Genomic DNA, 16,445 nt, shown 5'->3' with positions numbered 1-16,445 from the left:
GTCCGGCGGCGAGCACGCCCGCCTGGAGCGGGTCCGCCTCCTGCTGGCCCAGGCCCCGGAGCAGGACTATACCCTCGCCCAGCTGGCAGCCCGGGCGGCGATGAGCCCCAGCAGCCTGCGGAGCAAGTTCCGCCAGGCCTACGGCTGCACGGTGTTCGACTACCTGCGCGACTGCCGACTCGGGCTGGCGCGGCGCTATCTGCTGGAAGGCCACAGCGTGCAGCAGGCAGCGTGGATGTCGGGCTATCAGCATGCCACCAACTTTGCCACCGCCTTTCGTCGTCGCTACGGCGTCTGTCCCGGCGCGGTGCGCAGCAGCCAGTAATCCGCTTTCCCCCCGATCGCCAACGCCATTCGTGCGGTTTGGCATTGCGCATACGTACTCTGGCGGCGCGCATAGCTATCTTCCAAATGAAAAAGGTAATAATTCTTATTAACAATTAGAAATGCCTTTGGAGATTTTCATGTTCGCTAAAACGCGGCTGGCGCTGCTGGTGGGATGGGTTACCGGGAGCGTCGCGCTCCCCCTGATGGCGCAGGAGACGCCGAAAACCGAAACCGTGGTGGTCACCTCGCAGATGCAGAGCGGGGCCACCAAGCTGGCGACCCCGGATATCGAGACCCCGCAGGCGGTGTCGATCGTCACCCGCGAGCAGTTTGAAGAGCAGGGCGCCACCAGCGTACGTCAGGCGGTGAGCTACACCCCGGGCGTCTACAGCAACCAGATCGGCGCTTCGAACCGCTTCGACTATATCGTGCTGCGCGGCTTCTCCGACGGCAGCCTGGACAACGTCTACCTCGACGGCCTGAAGATGATGGGCGACACCAACTCCCACAGCTCGCTGGTGGTCGATCCCTGGTTCCTGGAAAATATCGAAGTGGTGCGTGGCCCGGCCTCGGTGCTGTACGGTCGCTCGTCGCCGGGCGGGATCGTGGCGCTCACCTCACGCAAACCTTCGTTCGATCCGGGCGGCGAGATCAAGCTGTTCGCCGGGAATAACGATCAGCGCGGGGCGATGTTTGACGTTACCGGCGCGCTGGACGACAACGACCGCGTGGCGGCCCGTCTGAGCGGCATGACCCGCTATGCCGACTCCCAGTTCGATCCGCTGAAGGAGGAGCGTTACGCCCTGATGCCGAGCCTGACCTGGCGCATCACCGATAACACCCGTCTGGATCTGATGGCCTATCTGCACCGCGATCCCGAGGGCGGCAGCCACTCCGGCCTGCCGTACGACGGCACCGTGGTCCCGCACGATGGGAAAATGATCTCCAACACCTTCTTTGAAGGCGAAGACGATTACGACAAGTACGATCGTCGCGAGAACATGGTCGGCTACAACATCGAGCATATGTTTGACAGCGGCTGGTCGGTGCGCCAGAAGCTGCGCTACCTGCATACCAAAGTGGAACTGAACCAGGTCTATGCCGCCGGCTGGCTGAATGAAACCGAGCTTAACCGCGGTTACTCCGGTTCGGACGAGAAGATGGATGCCATCACCCTCGATAACCAGATCGACGGCAGCTTCGATACCTGGGCGGTGAACCACCGGGTGCTGATTGGCCTCGATTATCAGGATCGCAGCAACGATACCACCGGCTACTACGGCGCTTTCCCGCCGATCGATGCCTTCCACCCGGTGTACGGCGCGAAGCCGGACTACATCACCATGTACAGCCAGGAGAAGCACAAGCTGCGCCAGACCGGCTACTACCTGCAGGATCAGCTCTCGCTGGACCGCTGGCGTCTGACCCTGGGCGGGCGCTACGACCAGGTGAGCGTGTCGAATATCGACAAGCTGACCGATACCCGCAGCGATCTGGACAAGAACAACTTCAGCAGCCGCGCGGCGCTGCTGTACCTGTTTGATAACGGCATCGCGCCGTACATCAGCTACTCCACCGCCTTTACGCCGACCAGCTTTGCCGATGCCAACGGCGATCTGCTGGATCCAATGAAAGGCAAGCAGTGGGAAGCGGGGGTGAAGATCGAGCCGGAGGGGATGAACAGCCAGTTCAGCGCCTCGGTGTTCCGCATCAACCAGAAAAACATCGCCACCAAAGAGGAGCCGACCGATCCGTACCGCTCTATCGGGGAGATCGAGTCCGAAGGGGTGGAGCTGGAAGCGGTAGGGCAGCTGACCGACAGCCTGCGCCTGCAGGCGGCCTATACCTATACCGACATCCGCTACAAGAAGAGCAGCCCGGAGGAAGAGGGCAAGCGTGCGGTCTATGCGCCACGCAATATGGCCAGCGGCTGGCTCAGCTATGACGTCAAAACCGGGCCGCTCGATGGCCTGACGCTGGGTTCCGGCGTGCGGTATGTCAACGGCGTGACCAGCGACCGCATGAACACCCACACGCTGCCGTCGTACACGCTGGTGGATCTGGCGGTGGGCTATGACCTGTCGAAGGTGGGGCTGACCGGGGTGAGCGCGCAGCTGAACGTCAACAACCTGACGGACGAAAGCTACGTGGCGGCCTGTAACTCGCTCTCATATTGCTACGTGGGTGCCGAGCGCAGCATCGTCGGCAGCGTATCGTGGAAGTTCTGATGCGGAGGTAAAAGCAAAACGGCAACCTTGTTGCCGTTTTTTGTGTTTGCTCCCTCTCCCTGTGGGAGAGGGCCGGGGTGAGGGCATCAGGCCGCACTATGCCGCACTACTCCTCCATCGCGATAATCACCGCTTCTCCCATCTGCTCTACCGCAGCACGGTGCTTCTCGTTTGGCGGCAGCGCGCAGTTAATTCTTAAACAGTTCCGGTATTTACCGGAGGCCGAGAAGAGCGATCCGGCGGCGATCTGTATATTAAACCGCGCCAGCTCCCGCGACACGCAAACCATATCCACGTGTTCAGGTAGCTCCACCCACAGCATGTAGCCGCCCATCGGGCGGGTCACGCAGATCCCACAGGGAAAGAACTGCCGCACCCAGCAGGTGTAGGTGTCAATATTCTGCTGGTAGATCTGACGCATCCGCCGCACGTGGCGGTGGTAATAGCCTTCCCGAATAAAGGTGGCCAGGGCCAACTGGCTGGCGGGCACGTTGGTGCCGCTGGCGGCATACTTCATGTGCATAATCCGGTCGTGATAGCGGCCGGGGGCAATCCACCCCACACGGAGTCCGGGCGCGACGGTTTTGGTAAACGAGTTGCACAGCAGCACCCGGCCGTCGATATCCAGCGAGTGTATGCTGGAGGGGCGCGGATATTCGAATGCCAGCTCGCCGTAAATATCATCCTCAAAAATCACGATATCATGCCGCTGGGCCAGCGCCAGCAGCTGACGCTTGCGGGCTTCGGGCATAATAAAACCGAGCGGATTGTTGCAGTTGGGAACCACAATCACCCCTTTGATCGGCCACTGCTCCAGCGCCAGCTCCAGCGCTTCCACGCTGATCCCCGTCACCGGATCGGTGGGGATCTCGATCGCCTTGATCCCCAGACCGCGCAGCATTTGCATGGTGCCGTAGAAAGAAGGGGATTCAAGCGCCACGATATCGCCGGGTTTACAGATCGTCAGTAACGCGAGGGAGAGGGCGCTGTGACAGCCGCTGGTGATGATCAGATCGTCGGCGGTAACCACCGATCCGGCGTCCAGCATCAGGCGTGCAATCTGTTCGCGCAGTTCGCGTCGCCCGGCAAGTTCGTCGTAGCTGAGAACCTCTTTGACACTGTGCTGAACCACCCGGCTCAGCTCTTTCCACAGGGGCTTCAGGCTTGGCTGCGTCAAATCGGGCTGCCCGCCGCCAAACGCCGTGATGCCGGTTTTGGTGCGCCCTTCCATCAGGGTAAGCACTTCATCCCACTGGGTCACCTCCACCGGCCGCTGGACCGGGCGCGACATCGCCGGAACCGGCGGCTGCGCCTTGCGCGGCGCGACAAAATAGCCCGAGCGCGGCTGGGGGGTAATCAGCTGTAAGTTTTCGAGGATCTGATAGGCCTGCTGTATGGTGCTGATGCTGACGCCGTGCTCCTGACTCAGCGCGCGCACCGACGGTAACCGTTCCCCACTGCGATACAGCCCTTGTTCAATGCGTTCTGCCAGGAGATTGGCCAGATGTTGATAGCGCGTCATGCTGTATCCCTCAATGTCACCATACAGAAAGTAAAACCGGTACAGATGGCAGTAAAAATCGCCATGCAGTTCTCGTTTTATACGATCTGTATGTTAAAAAAAAGTTATTTTTGAATCTGTATTGCAAGGCGTCATATCCGTGATGATAACCCCTCTGACAACCTGAGGAGAACATCATGGAATTCAATGAAAATCGTGCGAAACGACCCTTTGCGATTTTTATCTGGACGGGAAAAATTCTTGCCCGCTGGTATCGCATCAACCGCACGCGCAAGATTTTGAGCCAGCTAAGCGATGAGCATTTGAAAGATATCGGGCTTTCGCGCAGTGACGTAGCGCGCTATGACCAGTAGTTATTGGCCGGGTAAGGCGCAGCCGCTACCCGGCATAAAGCATCACTCGATGCCAGGTTTCCCGGTGTTTTCCGCAATGCGGCGCAAATATTCGTTATTTTTAAACGCCACCATGATCAGCTCGAACATCACGCGGGTGCCAATCAGACTGAACACCATGCCGAAAAAGCCAGCGATAAGATGCTCGGTAAACATGGAGTAGATCCCGCCGAGCAGGATAAACAGCATGGCGATCCAGTAGAAAAAGACCAGCACGCGCGGCGTTAACAGATAGTCGAATCCCAGAAGTGATTTCATTTTTCTTGTCCTTAGAAGTATTAAATTTGCGCGTTGATTATAAAGGCAGTCGCCATAATTCATACCCTTAAGATTATCTGAAAACGGCCTTTTCTGATGCAAAATCAGGGGGTTGTTATTTAAGAAGTTCGCAGGTTTGGCTCTTCGGCCGCATGAGTAGCGCCACGGCCTCCTCATAGCTGCGCACGTTGTTATACCCCATCACCAGCCCGTAGCGTTTGCCCGACCCGCTGTACCACGCCGACAGGGCATTCACCTGCAGCTGCTGCTGTTGCCAGCAGTGGGCGATCTCCAGGTCGCAGCTGCCTTTGGTGAGAAACGCCACGATATGCATTCCACCGTCGTTCTGCTCGGTGAAGAACCGATCCCCGTAGACCTCGTGCAGGGCGGCTATCATCCAGTCGCGCCGCTGCTGATAGAGGGCACGCATCTTTTTCAGGTGGCGGAAGAAGTGGCCGTCGTTGAGAAAGGCGGTGAGGATCTTCTGCGTCAGCACCGGCTGGCCGCTGGCAAGCAGGTCGGCGCAGTCGTTAAAGGCCGACACCGTGCTGGCGGGCATCACCACGTAGCCGAGGCGCAGAGACGGCATCACGGTTTTGCTGAAGGTGCCCATGTAGATCACCCGATCCTGACGATCGAGGCTTTTCAGCGACGGCAGCACCTTGCGGGTGTAGTGAAACTCGCCGTCGTAGTCATCCTCGATAATCCAGGCGTCGTTCTGCCCCGCCCAGTCGAGCAGCTGCTGCTTACGCGGCAGCGACAGCGTGACCGCCAGCGGGCTCTGGTGCGAGGGAGTGACAATGGCAAACCGGGCGTCGGCGTGGTGGCGCAGCAGGTAATCGGTGTCCATGCCGGCACGATCCACCGGCACGGTATGCAGGCGCGGCACGATCCGCCGGAGCAGCTGCTGGCCCATAAAATAGCCGGGATCTTCAAACACCACCTTGTCGTTGCGGCTGGCGAGGGTGTCAAGGATCAGCCGCAGGCTGCCGCTGTAGCCGCTGGTGATCAGCACCTGCTCCGGCGTGCAGGACAACCCGCGCGAGATGTTGAGATAGCTGGCGATCGCCTGACGCAGGGGCCCCCAGCCCATCACCGGCGGGTTGAGCATCTCCTCCTGGCGCATGGCGCGCACCGCCTGCCCCGCCAGCAGCAGCCATTTCTTATACGGGAAACTGTCCAGCGCCGGGATGCCGGGGCGCAAAAAGCCCGCCCGTTCACGCTGGCCGACCAGCGATTCCGGCAGCTGGCCCGTAAGCGGATCGCCGGGGGGCGGAGGGGTGACTGGAAGGGTTAAATCCGGGTTCACCCGGGTGCCGCGCGCCCCCTGGCTCACCAGATAGCCCTCACCGATCAGGATGGCATAGGCGGTTTCGACGGTTTTACGCGCCACCTTCAGCTCTTCTGCCAGCACGCGGATGGCAGGCACTTTGTCGCCGGGCTTTAGAACGCCGCGGGTGATGTTGTCCCGATAGCGGGTGTAGATGTCGTGATAGCCCGGCTTCATGTCCTACCTCATTTCGCGCTTTTTGTATCTTTTTACTATGTCATGAACGGCGTACATTTGCCCCATCGCATTTCATACATCGCCCATAAGAGGAAAGCCAATGAGCACTCGCGTTAACCACCATAAAGCCACACCTGCCCTCGCTAAAGCGCTGTCCGACCTGAGCATGGCAGTGAGCCAGACCTCCATCGACCCGGCGCTGAAGCACCTGATCGACATCCGCGTCTCCCAGCTCAACGGCTGCACCTTCTGTCTGGATATGCATTCAAAAGAGGCAAAAATTGCCGGTGAGCGCGAGCTGCGCCTCTACCATCTGACCGCATGGCGCGAGTCCCCGCTGTTCAGCGCCCGTGAAAAAGCGGCCCTGGCCTTCACCGAAGCGCTGACCCAGATCGGGCCGCACGGCGTCAGTGATGTGCTGTACCGCAGCGTGGCGGAACACTATTCGGAGATTGAGATCTCTGAGCTGAACTTTGCGATCGTGGCGATCAACGCCTGGAACCGTCTGGGGATCACCTCCCGTATGGAACCTGGCGCGCTGGATGCGGCCTACGGCCTGAACAAAGCTAACCTCGAGTAACACCGCGCTCGCGGATCATCGCCACCAGCGCCCGCAGCCCCGGCGGGACGTGGCGATGGCCGGGGTAGTAAAGGCGCAGCCCGGCAAAGGGCTGCGACCACTCATCCAGCACGCTCACCAGCTCCCCGCTTTCCAGCTCCTGCTGAATGTAGAGTTCCGGCAAGAACCCGACCCCCAGCCCGGCTTTTACCGCCCGGATCGAAGCAAAGAGATCCGAGGTGGCAAAACGCGGCGGCACCGCCAGGGCGATCTGCTCCCCGCGTCGCGCCAGCTCCCAGCGATAGATCCCGCCGTGGGCCATCCGCATACCGATCCCCTGGTGATGCAGCAGATCGTCCGGGGTTTGCGGAGTGCCGTAACGGGCAAAATAGTCCGGTGTGGCGGTGACGAGCTGACGAATGTCGGGGGTAAGCGGGACGGCGATCATATCCTGCGGGACGGCTTCCGCGAGGCGCACCCCGGCGTCGTAACCCTCCGCCACGATATCGATCATCCGCGCTTCACTCACCGCTTCGACGCGCATTTTCGGGTAGCGGATCATGAAGTCGATCAGCAGCGCATCCAGGAACAGCGTGCCGACGTTGTTGGGAACGTTCAGGCGCAGGGTGCCGGCGGGCTCGTCGGTGTCGCTGTGGATCTCTTCATCTGCCTGACGAATCTCCTGTAACGCCGGGCCGATCCGCGCCACGTAGCGCTGTCCGGCGTCGGTGAGCCCCACGCTACGGGTGGTGCGGTTAAACAGGCGGGTTTGCAGGCGGCTCTCCAGCCCGGCAACGGCATTGCTCACGGCGGTGGCCGACATCCCCAGCTCCTGGGCGGCGGCGCGAAAGCTGCCGCGACGCACCACGGCCATCACCACTTCCAGCTCTGTCAGTCCTGAACGATGCATAGATTATCCCGAAAATCGAAACAACCTTTGCAGCATAGCGTGGATTATCGTAACGGAGAAGGCGTGCCAGACTGGGTGCATCCAGCCTGAGGAGGTTTATATGCATAACATCGAACAGATTTATATCAAAGGTGAATTTGTCACCCCACACGGCACCGAGCGTTTCGATCTTTATAACCCGGCGACAGCCAGGGTGACAGGCCAGGTGCGACTGGCTGACGCGGTCGATGCCGAACGCGCCATTGCTGCCGCTCAAGCCGCTTTTCCGGCGTGGTCGCAAACCACGAAGCAGGAGCGTATCGCCGCGTTACGGCGGATGCAGGCTGCGGTGGCGGCCCGTCACGACGATCTGCTGGAGGCGGTGATTGAGGAGTACGGCGCACCCGCGTCGCGCTCGGCGTGGATGGCAAGCTATCCGGCGGAGGTGATCGGCCAGACCATCGCGGCGCTGGAGGCGTTTGAATTCGTGATGACTGCCGGGGCGGCCCGGGTAGAGATGACCCCGCTCGGCGTCGCCGGGCTGATCACCCCGTGGAACAGCGACGCGGGCTTTATCTGCGGCAAGCTGGCGGCGGCGCTGGCCGCGGGCTGCACGGCGGTGATCAAGCCCAGCGAAATGAGCGCCCTGCAGACGCAGATCGTGACCGAGGCGCTGCACGTCGCCGACCTGCCGCCGGGGGTGTTTAACATCGTCACCGGGCGCGGCGACACGGTGGGCGAGACCATCAGCCGTCACCCTCTTGTTGCGAAAATCTCCTTTACCGGTTCAACGCAGACCGGCAAAGCGATCCTGCGCAACGCGGCGGAGAACTTCACCCGCGTCACCCTGGAGCTGGGCGGCAAGTCCCCGACGATTATTCTCGACGATGCCGATATCAAACAGGCGGTTCCGCTGGCGATCCAGGCCGGTCTGATGAACAGCGGGCAGGCGTGCGTGGCCGGGACGCGGATCCTGGTGCCGCAGTCGCGAAAAGCGGAAATAGAGCAGGCGCTGGCCCAGGCCATCGCGGCGGTGAAGTCCGGCGATCCGCGCGATGCAGCCACCGAGGTCGGCCCGATGGTGAGTGAAAAACAGTGGCAGCGGGTGCAGGGGTATATTCAGAGAGGGCTGGCTGAGGGGGCGCGCCTGCTGACGGGCGGGGAAGGGCGGCCGGAAGGCACCCGGGACGGCTGGTTTGTCCGCCCGACGCTGTTTACCGACGTACACAACCAGATGGCTATCGCCCGTGACGAAATCTTTGGCCCGGTGCTGTGCGTGATCCCCTACCGCGACGAGGCCGAAGCTATCGCCATTGCCAACGACACCGACTACGGGCTGAGCGCGCTGGTGTTGGGCGATAACGCGGAACGCGCCCGCCGCGTGGCGGAGCAGATCCAGTCCGGTCGCGTGCTGGTCAACACCCTCGCCCATGAGCCCAAAGCCCCCTTTGGCGGGTTTAAACACTCCGGCGTGGGGCGCGAGATGGGGACCTGGGGGATCGGCGCGTTTATGGAGCCGAAGTCGATCCTGGGCTAACACCACGCCCGGCGGCGCAGGCTTGCCGGGCCTACAGTTCGTGCCTTTGTAGGCCGGATAAGCGCAGCGCCACCCGGCAATTCGCGGTTTAATCAACAAACAGCTTTTCAATGGATTTTGTGGGATAGAAGAGGGCATCGACGTTGCTGCCCGTCAAAGGGATAAAGCCGAGCGTCAAATAAAAATCTTTCGCCTTATCGTTGAGCGCATCCACAAACAGGCCATGAATGCCTACAGCCTGTGATGCCAGGTACACCACTTTCATGGCATGTGTCACCAGCGTCGTTCCCCAGCCCTGGCCCTGAAGATCCTGGTGTATCGCGAGGCGTCCAAGCGTGACGCTGGGTACATTGGCATACGGCACTTTACGCTGCTGCGTTTTTGAGGGCAGGGTCTCTTTCTCAAAGCAACTGCCGGACAAGGTGTAGTAGCCCAGCACTTTTGGCGTGGGATCGTCGGTAACGAGAAGATAAGCGCGTAACAGACGACCACCGTGCTGGCGTGCAAGGTGCTCACACAGAAAACGGTTCAGGCCGATGTCCCCGCAGTTGAAGCCTGTTAAATCGTAGGGGGTCTCTTGTGAAAACATCCTTATCGTCAGATTAGCCACGCCTTACTCCATGTTTTGCAGACGTCTCGCTGCGCGTTTCAGCCTGTCATCAGGCTCTGGCGGGTTGTCGAGGGCATCCATCACGCGATCCCACGACTCCTCATTGAGGATCAGACGGCGATGCTGCTCAATGACTTCGGCAGCCCGTTCAGAGGCACTGTTAACCATAAACTGGGTGATAGTCTGGTTGGTCATTGCCGCAGCTTCTTCGATCAGATTTTTGTCGTCGTCAGTTAACCTGAGATCGATGCGCTGTTTTTTCAGTGCTGGCATTTTTACTCCGGGTTTATCTGTATGTACGGATAATTTCCGTACACTGACTATAAAGCTGAACTGAGGGTTTTTCAACCATAACGCCACATTTCGCTCCTCACCGAAGCATCCCTTTTTCCTTTCCTTCATCCTCTCCTTAACCTCACAACGGAGAGATCCTCATGATTGCAGTCCTGTTTGAAGCCACAGCGCAACCCGCGCATCAGGCGCGTTACCTGCAGCTGGCCGCCGAGCTAAAACCGCTGCTGGCGGATATCGACGGCTTTATCGATATCGAACGTTTTCAGAGCCTGACCACTGACGGCAAAATCCTCTCTCTCTCCTGGTGGCGGGATGAAGAGGCTATCCGGAACTGGAAGCAAAACGGCTTTCACCAGGCCGCGCAGTCCGAAGGGCGGGCGTCGATATTTGCCTGCTACCGCATTCGCGTGGCCCAGGTGGTGCGGGAATATGCCTCTGAAAACGGAGGGCATGCCGATGTATGACGTTCATGTGCTTTTCAACGATGTGCCCGGCGAGCTGGCGCGCTTTGGTCAGCTGCTGGGACGCAACGGTGTTGGGCTGGAGGGCGGCGGCGTCTTTGGCGTGGAGGCGCATTTTCTGGTGGAGGAGGGCGAAAAGGCCCGGCGCGTGCTGCTCGACGGCGGTTTCAAGGTGCAGGCGGTGCGAAAGCCGCTGATGCGTAAACTCAAACAGGAACGCCCCGGCGAGCTGGGGGAAATTGCGGCCGCGCTGGCAGCACAGGGCGTCTCTATCCTGATCCAGTACAGCGATCATGCGAACCACCTTATTCTGCTGACGGATAATGATAAGCTGGCCGCAGAGATCACCAGGCCGTGGGTTGCCAATGCTAAAGACCAGTTTACCCCCTGATAACCGCGCCACGCTGGAGCTGGCCGTTGCTGCGGTTGCCGCGGCGATGGCCGACCCGTCACGGGTGAAAATGCTCTGCGCCCTGATGGACGGGCGGGCGTGGACCGCCACCGAACTCAGCGCCGTGGCGGACGTGGCGCCTTCTACCGCCAGCGGACATCTCACCCGGCTGCTGGAGGGGAGGCTGATAACCTGCCTTTCTCAGGGTCGGCATCGTTACTATCGTCTGGCGGGTCACGAGGTCGCGGCGCTGGTGGAGCAGATGATGGGGCTGTCGTGGGGCCGCATCACGCCGCCAGAGACCACGGCACCGGAATCGATGCGCCACGCGCGGACCTGCTACGATCATCTGGCGGGCACGATCGCGGTGCAGATGTATGACTTTATGCAGGCGGCAGGTTGGCTGGCGGCGGATGGATCGGCCCTCACCCTCGGCGGGCGCGAGGCGTTTCTCTCTCTGGGGATCGCATTGAATGCCAGCACGCGGCGTAAAGCCTGCTGCGCCTGTCTGGACTGGAGCGAGCGGCGGTTTCATCTGGGCGGCGAGGCGGGGGCGGCGCTGCTGGTGCATCTGGAAACCAACGGCTGGATCCAGCGGGTTCCGGGGTTTCGCGAAGTGGTGGTGACCGCGTCAGGAAGACGGGCCATTGATCGGCATTTTAGCCGCTGAGGAGACGCCCGGCGGCGCAAGCTTGCCGGGCCTACAAAAGACCCGTAGGCCGGGTAAGCGCAGCGCCACCCGGCATCTGCGCGTACCGCTGCTTGATAATTATTCATCTTATTTATATGTGCAGTCGTATTTATTCTTCACTTAAATGTATTTAAGTTGAGAATTTTCGCATGTGAGCTTTTACTCTTATCGTCATCGCTAAATCTCCTGTAGAATAAAAAATTAGCCTGCATGTATGCCAGCTAAATAAAGGTCTGTTTAAAAATGCAATGTATTAACAGGGAGAAGATATATTGTGTCTACAATAAAAAGTTACGCAGAGAGCGTGCTGTTCCAGAGTATTATTTCCTTATCGGAAATGCCCTGCTCGCCGGATACTCTTGCCAGTCTGTCAGAGCGTTATATTTCGCGTCTCGGAAGCCGTGACGTGCCGGTTGCGCAGCGCAAAGCGCTTAACGACGTTAAGGCCCTTCTGGCCGCCCTTATCGAAAAGAATACCCGCCATCCTGTGGGAGTGAACAAAAATCAGCATCTGCTGACCCTTATTACCGAGTTATATAGTGATGTGGTGGCCTGGAATGCGGTGGAACAATATATTTCAGCATCACAGTTTCTCTTATTTTCGGAGGAGCAAAACGGATCCCGGATCCCCTCGCATAACGTAATGAATTAATATCCCGCGTCTGGCCTGAAAAAAAGCCGCATACTGTTGTATGCGGCTTTTTTGTTTTAGAAGGCGAGCGACCAGGTCGCGCTCACCGTCTGATCGGTGTCGTGCTGAGAAGCGTTAACGTTGTAGCCCACGCCGAAGGTCATATCGCTTTTTTGCATTTTGACCCCAAACTGGCCATTAAAGGCGGTGTCGTCCATGATTTCAGCGCGGATCGTATCGCTGCCGCTGATACCCACGGTACGCAGAGTGTTCTGACTCTCCCGGTCACCGGTGACGGCGACCACCGCGGCATCGGCCTGAGTGCTCATCGTCCAGCCAGAATCCAGCGCAAAGGTTTTCGCCACTTTCACCCCTACCGGGAACTGCCAGATTGTCTGCGTCCCTTTATCGGTATGGAAGACGCGTTCACCCTGGCTGTTTTTGGTATCGAAAGCCTCTGTCGTGAGCTGGTTATAGCGCACGCCTGCATGAGGAATGATATCCAGCACGTCGGTTGCGATCAGGTACTCGCCCCGCACGCCCGCGCTGAACAGCATCCCGTCCACGTTGGCCTTCAGCTTATTGCCCGCCGCCATCCAGCCCGGCTGTTTCTGGTCAACGTCGTTGCTGGTCTGAGTCAGGCTGACGTCGCCCGTCAGGTTCCAGCGGTCCTGGTTCCAGTTCTGGTACAGGGTAACGCCCCAGAAGCTGAAATCGTTGTGGGTGGCGTTGACGTCGCCGCGGGAGTCGCTGTCGCCATTACCGGCATGGAACGCCGCGCCGCTGCGCAGGGTACCGCGATCGGTCTGCCAGGCTTTATCTCCTCCCATCATCAGGCCGTAGAAGCTGCTGTCCTGACCGTAGCGCAGGTTCCCGGCGCGCAGGTCGCTGCTGCGCGGGTTGCCGTACAGGGTGTGTACCCAGACGCTGGCGTCGGTGTCAGCAGGTTGCAGCGCCGCGTTGGCCACGGAGTTGCGCTCCATCACGGCATCAACCGCCGCACTGCCCGCCGCCCAGGTATTATGCTGCACGCCACCCGCCGTCGCGATTTGCGCCGCGCTGTTGACGGTTCTCACCACCTCATCCACGCTCGCCTGTGGGGTATCGATGGCGACGGAGAGATAACGCGCGCCCGCCTGGCTGGCAGAGCCTGAGTTCTCCCCGCTGGCGATAAGCCGATCCAGTGCATGGGTGGTGACCACGCCCGGCAGGACATCCTGCGCCGCGCGTGCCTGGGTGGTGACCAGCACCTCGCCATCACGTTCCTGCGTGGTGGCCGTCAGCAGTTTGTTCAGCCGCAGGTTCTCATTCTGCCAGCCGTTTCCGGCGATGCTGACGTCGCTAAAGCCTCTGGCAACCGCATAGGTCTGGTTGGCCTTCGCATCTGCGACGTAAAGTGCGGCGTTGTCGGCCACGTTCAGACTGCCTCCGACGGCATTCAGCGCGGCCTGGCCGTTGGACATCTCTTTGGTGCTGACCATCAGCAGAGAGTGGTCGGCAAAGTCGACGCTGTTAAACGCGGCGTCGCGGTCGGTGGAACTGCCGGTCAGAGCGCCGTCAACCCGCAGCCCGCCCTGAGTGGCGTTGAGGAATTGTGGTGTATGGACCGAGACCGCTGCCGTAATCGCGTTTTCACCCCAGGTTAAGCCGCTGTCGGCGAAACGGGCTTCCGCTGCGGTAGTGGTGGTATCCCCCAGCACCAGCAGGGCGTTCTGGCCCACGGTCACGCGACCGTTAATCTCGCTGCCGCCGCTTGCCACGCGGGACGCGTTAGCCAGCGTGCCGCCCTCGGTCCAGGCCGGGTCGATAAACAGCCGGGCGCCCTGCAGATCTAAACGTTCCGCCATCAGCGTGCCCGCAGCGGTGACATTGCCGACGGTAATCTGCGCATCCTGGCTGGCGGTGAGTTGGCCTGCGAGCAGGGAGCCGTTAACCGCCAGCTGGCCGCTGTCCTGCAGCGTCATGTCGGTGTGGAGAGTGGCTTGCTGATGGACGTTGACCTGGCCGCTGCTGACTACCCCGGCAGCGGATCCGCCGGAGACCAGGGTGTGGTCGCCCGCCACGATATTCAGGGTGCCTTCCGGTGCCACGGTGACGGTGCCGGTGAGGTGGCCCGTGACGTTCTGCATGGCCGCGGTGCCTAAGTTCAGGGTCCCGTTATTAACCGCCACCGCAACGGGGGCGTCCGGTGCGCCAGCCACGTCGATTAACGCGCCTGCGGCTCCGGTCAGGGTCAGCGTCTGGTTACCGGCAATCTCCACCGACGGCTGGCCTTCACCTTCAAACCGCAGCTGCGCTGCGCCAAAACCGTTACGTACGAAAATAGTCTCATCGGTGATCGCATCTTTCTCGCCGATATGGAGCTGGTTTTTACTGGCGGTGACCTGGGTATTGGCCAGCACGGCCTGGGTCATGGCGGCATCGATTACGCTGGCGGTGCCCGCCACGTTATCGGCATTCTGCAGCGTGCCGAGCATCACCAGGCTGTTACCTTGTGTTGCGCCCAGCAGGTCGTTGACCGCCTTCACATAGTCCAGATGGTAAGTGTCATCGGTGAGGATCAGCGTGCTGTCGGTAAAGCCCAGACGCGCGCCGGTGTCGTTATAGCCCTCTGGCAGGGTGGATGAGGCCGCCAGGTTGAACAGCCGATCGGAACGGGTTTGCAGCTGGCTATGGTTGACCATATTCAGCGATGCGCCGCTGCTCAGCGCCAGAGTGTCGGCGATAAGTCTGGTGTTATCAAAGGTTAAGGTGCCGCTGCTCAGCTGTACCGGGGCGGTTACCCTGGTGCCGCTAACGGTGAGGGCGTTACCCACGTTGGCATCGCTAAAGCCGTCGGTCAGAGTCAGATCGCCCGTAATCGCCAGCTTGCCAAAGTGGCTGAACTGCGTTCCGCCAAACTCAGGCATGTTCGCCAGATGCAGGGTGCTTGCCTCGCCGCTGCCGTACAGCTTGCCCGCCACCGCAGTGTTATCCAGCCAGAGGTCGGAGCGGAGTACCGTCGCGCCGTTAAGATTGACGTCCCCGGAGAGGGTGCTGTCGGTCAGATGCAGATCCACGGTGCCTGTGCCGGTGCTGGCATCGATGTTGCCTGTCAGCACGGAGCGGGTAATATCCATGGCAATCTGTGCGGCTTTGTTGGCAATCAGGTTGCCGTTGAGGTGTGAATCCTCCAGCGAGGCGGTAATGCTGTTCGAGCCGGAAAGCGTTGTATGGCCGACGATCTCGCTGTTATCGAGGTTCAGTTGGGTGGTTTTGCCGCCCAGCAGGCTCAGGGCGTTACCCTCAGCCTGGGTTGTGGTACTGACAGTGGAATCACTGATGGCGAGTGTGTTGTTGCCTGAGCTGGTGATAGCCACCGAACCCTTGATCTGACTGTGATTGATGACCACCGCGTGATTTTTATCAGCATCCTCAGAAGCGGAAATTTCAACCGCATTACTTGCAATAGACGTGGAGAAGGGTACAAAAGCACCCGTGATATCAATACCGCTGTTAAGGAGAGTGATTGAATCATTATTTTGGGTGTTATACAGACTAATACTGCCACCCTGGATGTGACTCTCCTCCAGGGTGATGTCATGTTTACCTGCGCCACCGGCAACGATCGAACCGTTAAGCTGGCTGCCGTTTTGGATATCAATATCGGTATCGCCGCTATTGGAGATATCCAGATAAATGGCGAGCCCTTTGGCATAGTTTTTAGAATAGACCGGCGTTTTTTCGGTACTGTCATAATCTACCGCCGCACTGGCACCATTCAGGGTTGAATCATCAACGATAATCCTGGTGTTGGTTTCCGAGCCCCCCGCTTCGATCCAGTCCACGCTGGCATTGTTTTCCAGTGAAAGGGTGGCCGAACCGTTTTTACTGACGTTAATATAATGGCCACTTAGATTTGTGCCATCGACGAGAAGCTGTTGTACATCCAAAGCGGTACGCGAAGAGGTACCGCTGGCGAAATAGACGTTTTGCGCTTTAGCCGTGCTATTAATGGCCGCATCCTGGGTGGGCAGCGTGAAATACCAGGCGGTAGGCTTTGGTGTTATCGGAGACGTCATATCATATTCAGTTAATCCACAGGTTCCTTCCTGCGAAAAAGTAGTGCAGGCGTTAGCGAATGCCGGGGATAAAATTAAACCGCTGCC

The 16,445-nt window shown here is 59.6% G+C and carries 16 protein-coding genes; 9 read left to right on the top strand and 7 right to left on the bottom strand.

Going from position 1 to position 16,445, the window contains the following annotated elements:
• Together V7Q49_RS12820 and foxA are read left to right on the top strand one after the other, a co-directional pair.
• On the top strand, positions 1-325 hold a 325-nt coding region (locus tag V7Q49_RS12820), incomplete at its 5' end, for a helix-turn-helix transcriptional regulator (RefSeq protein WP_333852400.1).
• A gap of 121 nt (positions 326-446) precedes the next feature.
• Complete coding sequence (gene foxA / locus V7Q49_RS12815; RefSeq protein ID WP_333852398.1) at positions 447-2,555, top strand: ferrioxamine B receptor FoxA; 2,109 nt, start codon at positions 447-449, stop codon at positions 2,553-2,555.
• A gap of 106 nt (positions 2,556-2,661) precedes the next feature.
• Here the strand turns inward: foxA and V7Q49_RS12810 are convergent, their stop codons facing one another.
• On the bottom strand, positions 2,662-4,077 hold the full coding sequence (locus tag V7Q49_RS12810; protein WP_333852396.1) for an aminotransferase-like domain-containing protein: 1,416 nt from the start codon (positions 4,075-4,077) through the stop codon (positions 2,662-2,664).
• A 176-nt stretch (positions 4,078-4,253) separates the two neighbouring features.
• Here V7Q49_RS12810 and V7Q49_RS12805 point away from each other — a divergent pair, with 176 nt between their 5' ends.
• A complete protein-coding gene (locus V7Q49_RS12805; protein ID WP_333852394.1) occupies positions 4,254-4,430 on the top strand; it encodes a DUF1127 domain-containing protein in 177 nt (58 codons plus the stop codon).
• Positions 4,431-4,472: 42 nt separating this feature from the next.
• On the opposite strand, the gene V7Q49_RS12800 is transcribed toward V7Q49_RS12805, so the two are convergent.
• Both V7Q49_RS12800 and pdxR read right to left on the bottom strand, forming a co-directional pair.
• Positions 4,473-4,727 carry a DUF4282 domain-containing protein gene (locus V7Q49_RS12800; RefSeq protein ID WP_333852392.1) on the bottom strand — a complete coding sequence of 85 codons (255 nt, stop codon included), beginning with the start codon at positions 4,725-4,727 and terminating at the stop codon, positions 4,473-4,475.
• Positions 4,728-4,842: 115 nt separating this feature from the next.
• Positions 4,843-6,234 carry a MocR-like pyridoxine biosynthesis transcription factor PdxR gene (gene pdxR / locus V7Q49_RS12795; protein WP_333852390.1) on the bottom strand — a complete coding sequence of 464 codons (1,392 nt, stop codon included), beginning with the start codon at positions 6,232-6,234 and terminating at the stop codon, positions 4,843-4,845.
• A gap of 100 nt (positions 6,235-6,334) precedes the next feature.
• Between pdxR and V7Q49_RS12790 the strand changes: the two genes are divergently transcribed.
• Positions 6,335-6,814, top strand: coding sequence for a carboxymuconolactone decarboxylase family protein (locus V7Q49_RS12790; protein ID WP_333852388.1), 480 nt, complete (start codon positions 6,335-6,337; stop codon positions 6,812-6,814).
• Here the strand turns inward: V7Q49_RS12790 and V7Q49_RS12785 are convergent.
• On the bottom strand, positions 6,801-7,703 hold the full coding sequence (locus V7Q49_RS12785; protein ID WP_333852386.1) for a LysR family transcriptional regulator: 903 nt from the start codon (positions 7,701-7,703) through the stop codon (positions 6,801-6,803). The two genes, V7Q49_RS12790 and V7Q49_RS12785, sit on opposite strands and share 14 nt — an antisense overlap.
• 100 nt (positions 7,704-7,803) lie before the next feature.
• Between V7Q49_RS12785 and V7Q49_RS12780 the strand changes: the two genes are divergently transcribed.
• Positions 7,804-9,219 carry an aldehyde dehydrogenase family protein gene (locus tag V7Q49_RS12780; protein WP_333852384.1) on the top strand — a complete coding sequence of 472 codons (1,416 nt, stop codon included), beginning with the start codon at positions 7,804-7,806 and terminating at the stop codon, positions 9,217-9,219.
• Positions 9,220-9,307: 88 nt separating this feature from the next.
• Here the strand turns inward: V7Q49_RS12780 and V7Q49_RS12775 are convergent, their stop codons facing one another.
• Positions 9,308-9,829, bottom strand: coding sequence for a GNAT family N-acetyltransferase (locus tag V7Q49_RS12775; protein ID WP_333852382.1), 522 nt, complete (start codon positions 9,827-9,829; stop codon positions 9,308-9,310).
• Between the two features lie 3 nt (positions 9,830-9,832).
• Positions 9,833-10,102 (bottom strand): type II toxin-antitoxin system TacA family antitoxin, encoded by a 270-nt coding sequence (locus V7Q49_RS12770; RefSeq protein ID WP_333852380.1) that lies wholly within the window; start codon positions 10,100-10,102, stop codon positions 9,833-9,835.
• Positions 10,103-10,263: 161 nt separating this feature from the next.
• Between V7Q49_RS12770 and V7Q49_RS12765 the strand changes: the two genes are divergently transcribed.
• The 4 genes from V7Q49_RS12765 to V7Q49_RS12750 all read left to right on the top strand — a co-directional run bounded on the left by V7Q49_RS12765 (position 10,264) and on the right by V7Q49_RS12750 (position 12,318).
• Complete coding sequence (locus tag V7Q49_RS12765; RefSeq protein WP_333852378.1) at positions 10,264-10,587, top strand: antibiotic biosynthesis monooxygenase family protein; 324 nt, start codon at positions 10,264-10,266, stop codon at positions 10,585-10,587.
• Positions 10,580-10,975, top strand: a complete 396-nt coding sequence (locus V7Q49_RS12760; RefSeq protein ID WP_333852418.1) for an amino acid-binding protein — start codon at positions 10,580-10,582, stop codon at positions 10,973-10,975. The genes V7Q49_RS12765 and V7Q49_RS12760 overlap by 8 nt, the downstream gene beginning before the upstream one ends.
• Positions 10,950-11,645, top strand: a complete 696-nt coding sequence (locus V7Q49_RS12755; RefSeq protein WP_333852376.1) for an ArsR/SmtB family transcription factor — start codon at positions 10,950-10,952, stop codon at positions 11,643-11,645. Before V7Q49_RS12760 ends, V7Q49_RS12755 begins: the two co-directional genes overlap by 26 nt.
• A gap of 295 nt (positions 11,646-11,940) precedes the next feature.
• Positions 11,941-12,318 carry a hypothetical protein gene (locus V7Q49_RS12750; RefSeq protein WP_333852374.1) on the top strand — a complete coding sequence of 126 codons (378 nt, stop codon included), beginning with the start codon at positions 11,941-11,943 and terminating at the stop codon, positions 12,316-12,318.
• Positions 12,319-12,374: 56 nt separating this feature from the next.
• Here the strand turns inward: V7Q49_RS12750 and V7Q49_RS12745 are convergent, their stop codons facing one another.
• Entirely contained in the window at positions 12,375-16,358 is a 3,984-nt protein-coding gene (locus V7Q49_RS12745; protein ID WP_333852372.1) for an autotransporter outer membrane beta-barrel domain-containing protein, read from the bottom strand.
• Positions 16,359-16,445 lie beyond the last annotated feature (87 nt).

Source organism: Leclercia sp. (assembly GCF_036780805.1).
Taxonomy (GTDB): Bacteria; Pseudomonadota; Gammaproteobacteria; order Enterobacterales; family Enterobacteriaceae; genus Enterobacter.
Note: the sequence above shows the minus strand (reverse complement) of the source record. Positions and strands in the feature narration are given on the sequence as shown.

Bases quoted from the DNA above. Each gene is read 5' to 3' on its own strand.
- foxA (WP_333852398.1), top strand. From the start codon at position 447: ATGCCTTTGGAGATTTTCATGTTCGCTAAAACGCGGCTGGCGCTGCTG.
- V7Q49_RS12810 (WP_333852396.1), bottom strand. From the start codon at position 4,077: ATGACGCGCTATCAACATCTGGCCAATCTCCTGGCAGAACGCATTGAA.
- V7Q49_RS12805 (WP_333852394.1), top strand. From the start codon at position 4,254: ATGGAATTCAATGAAAATCGTGCGAAACGACCCTTTGCGATTTTTATC.
- V7Q49_RS12800 (WP_333852392.1), bottom strand. From the start codon at position 4,727: ATGAAATCACTTCTGGGATTCGACTATCTGTTAACGCCGCGCGTGCTG.
- pdxR (WP_333852390.1), bottom strand. From the start codon at position 6,234: ATGAAGCCGGGCTATCACGACATCTACACCCGCTATCGGGACAACATC.
- V7Q49_RS12790 (WP_333852388.1), top strand. From the start codon at position 6,335: ATGAGCACTCGCGTTAACCACCATAAAGCCACACCTGCCCTCGCTAAA.
- V7Q49_RS12785 (WP_333852386.1), bottom strand. From the start codon at position 7,703: ATGCATCGTTCAGGACTGACAGAGCTGGAAGTGGTGATGGCCGTGGTG.
- V7Q49_RS12780 (WP_333852384.1), top strand. From the start codon at position 7,804: ATGCATAACATCGAACAGATTTATATCAAAGGTGAATTTGTCACCCCA.
- V7Q49_RS12770 (WP_333852380.1), bottom strand. From the start codon at position 10,102: ATGCCAGCACTGAAAAAACAGCGCATCGATCTCAGGTTAACTGACGAC.
- V7Q49_RS12765 (WP_333852378.1), top strand. From the start codon at position 10,264: ATGATTGCAGTCCTGTTTGAAGCCACAGCGCAACCCGCGCATCAGGCG.
- V7Q49_RS12760 (WP_333852418.1), top strand. From the start codon at position 10,580: ATGTATGACGTTCATGTGCTTTTCAACGATGTGCCCGGCGAGCTGGCG.
- V7Q49_RS12755 (WP_333852376.1), top strand. From the start codon at position 10,950: ATGCTAAAGACCAGTTTACCCCCTGATAACCGCGCCACGCTGGAGCTG.
- V7Q49_RS12745 (WP_333852372.1), bottom strand. From the start codon at position 16,358: ATGACGTCTCCGATAACACCAAAGCCTACCGCCTGGTATTTCACGCTG.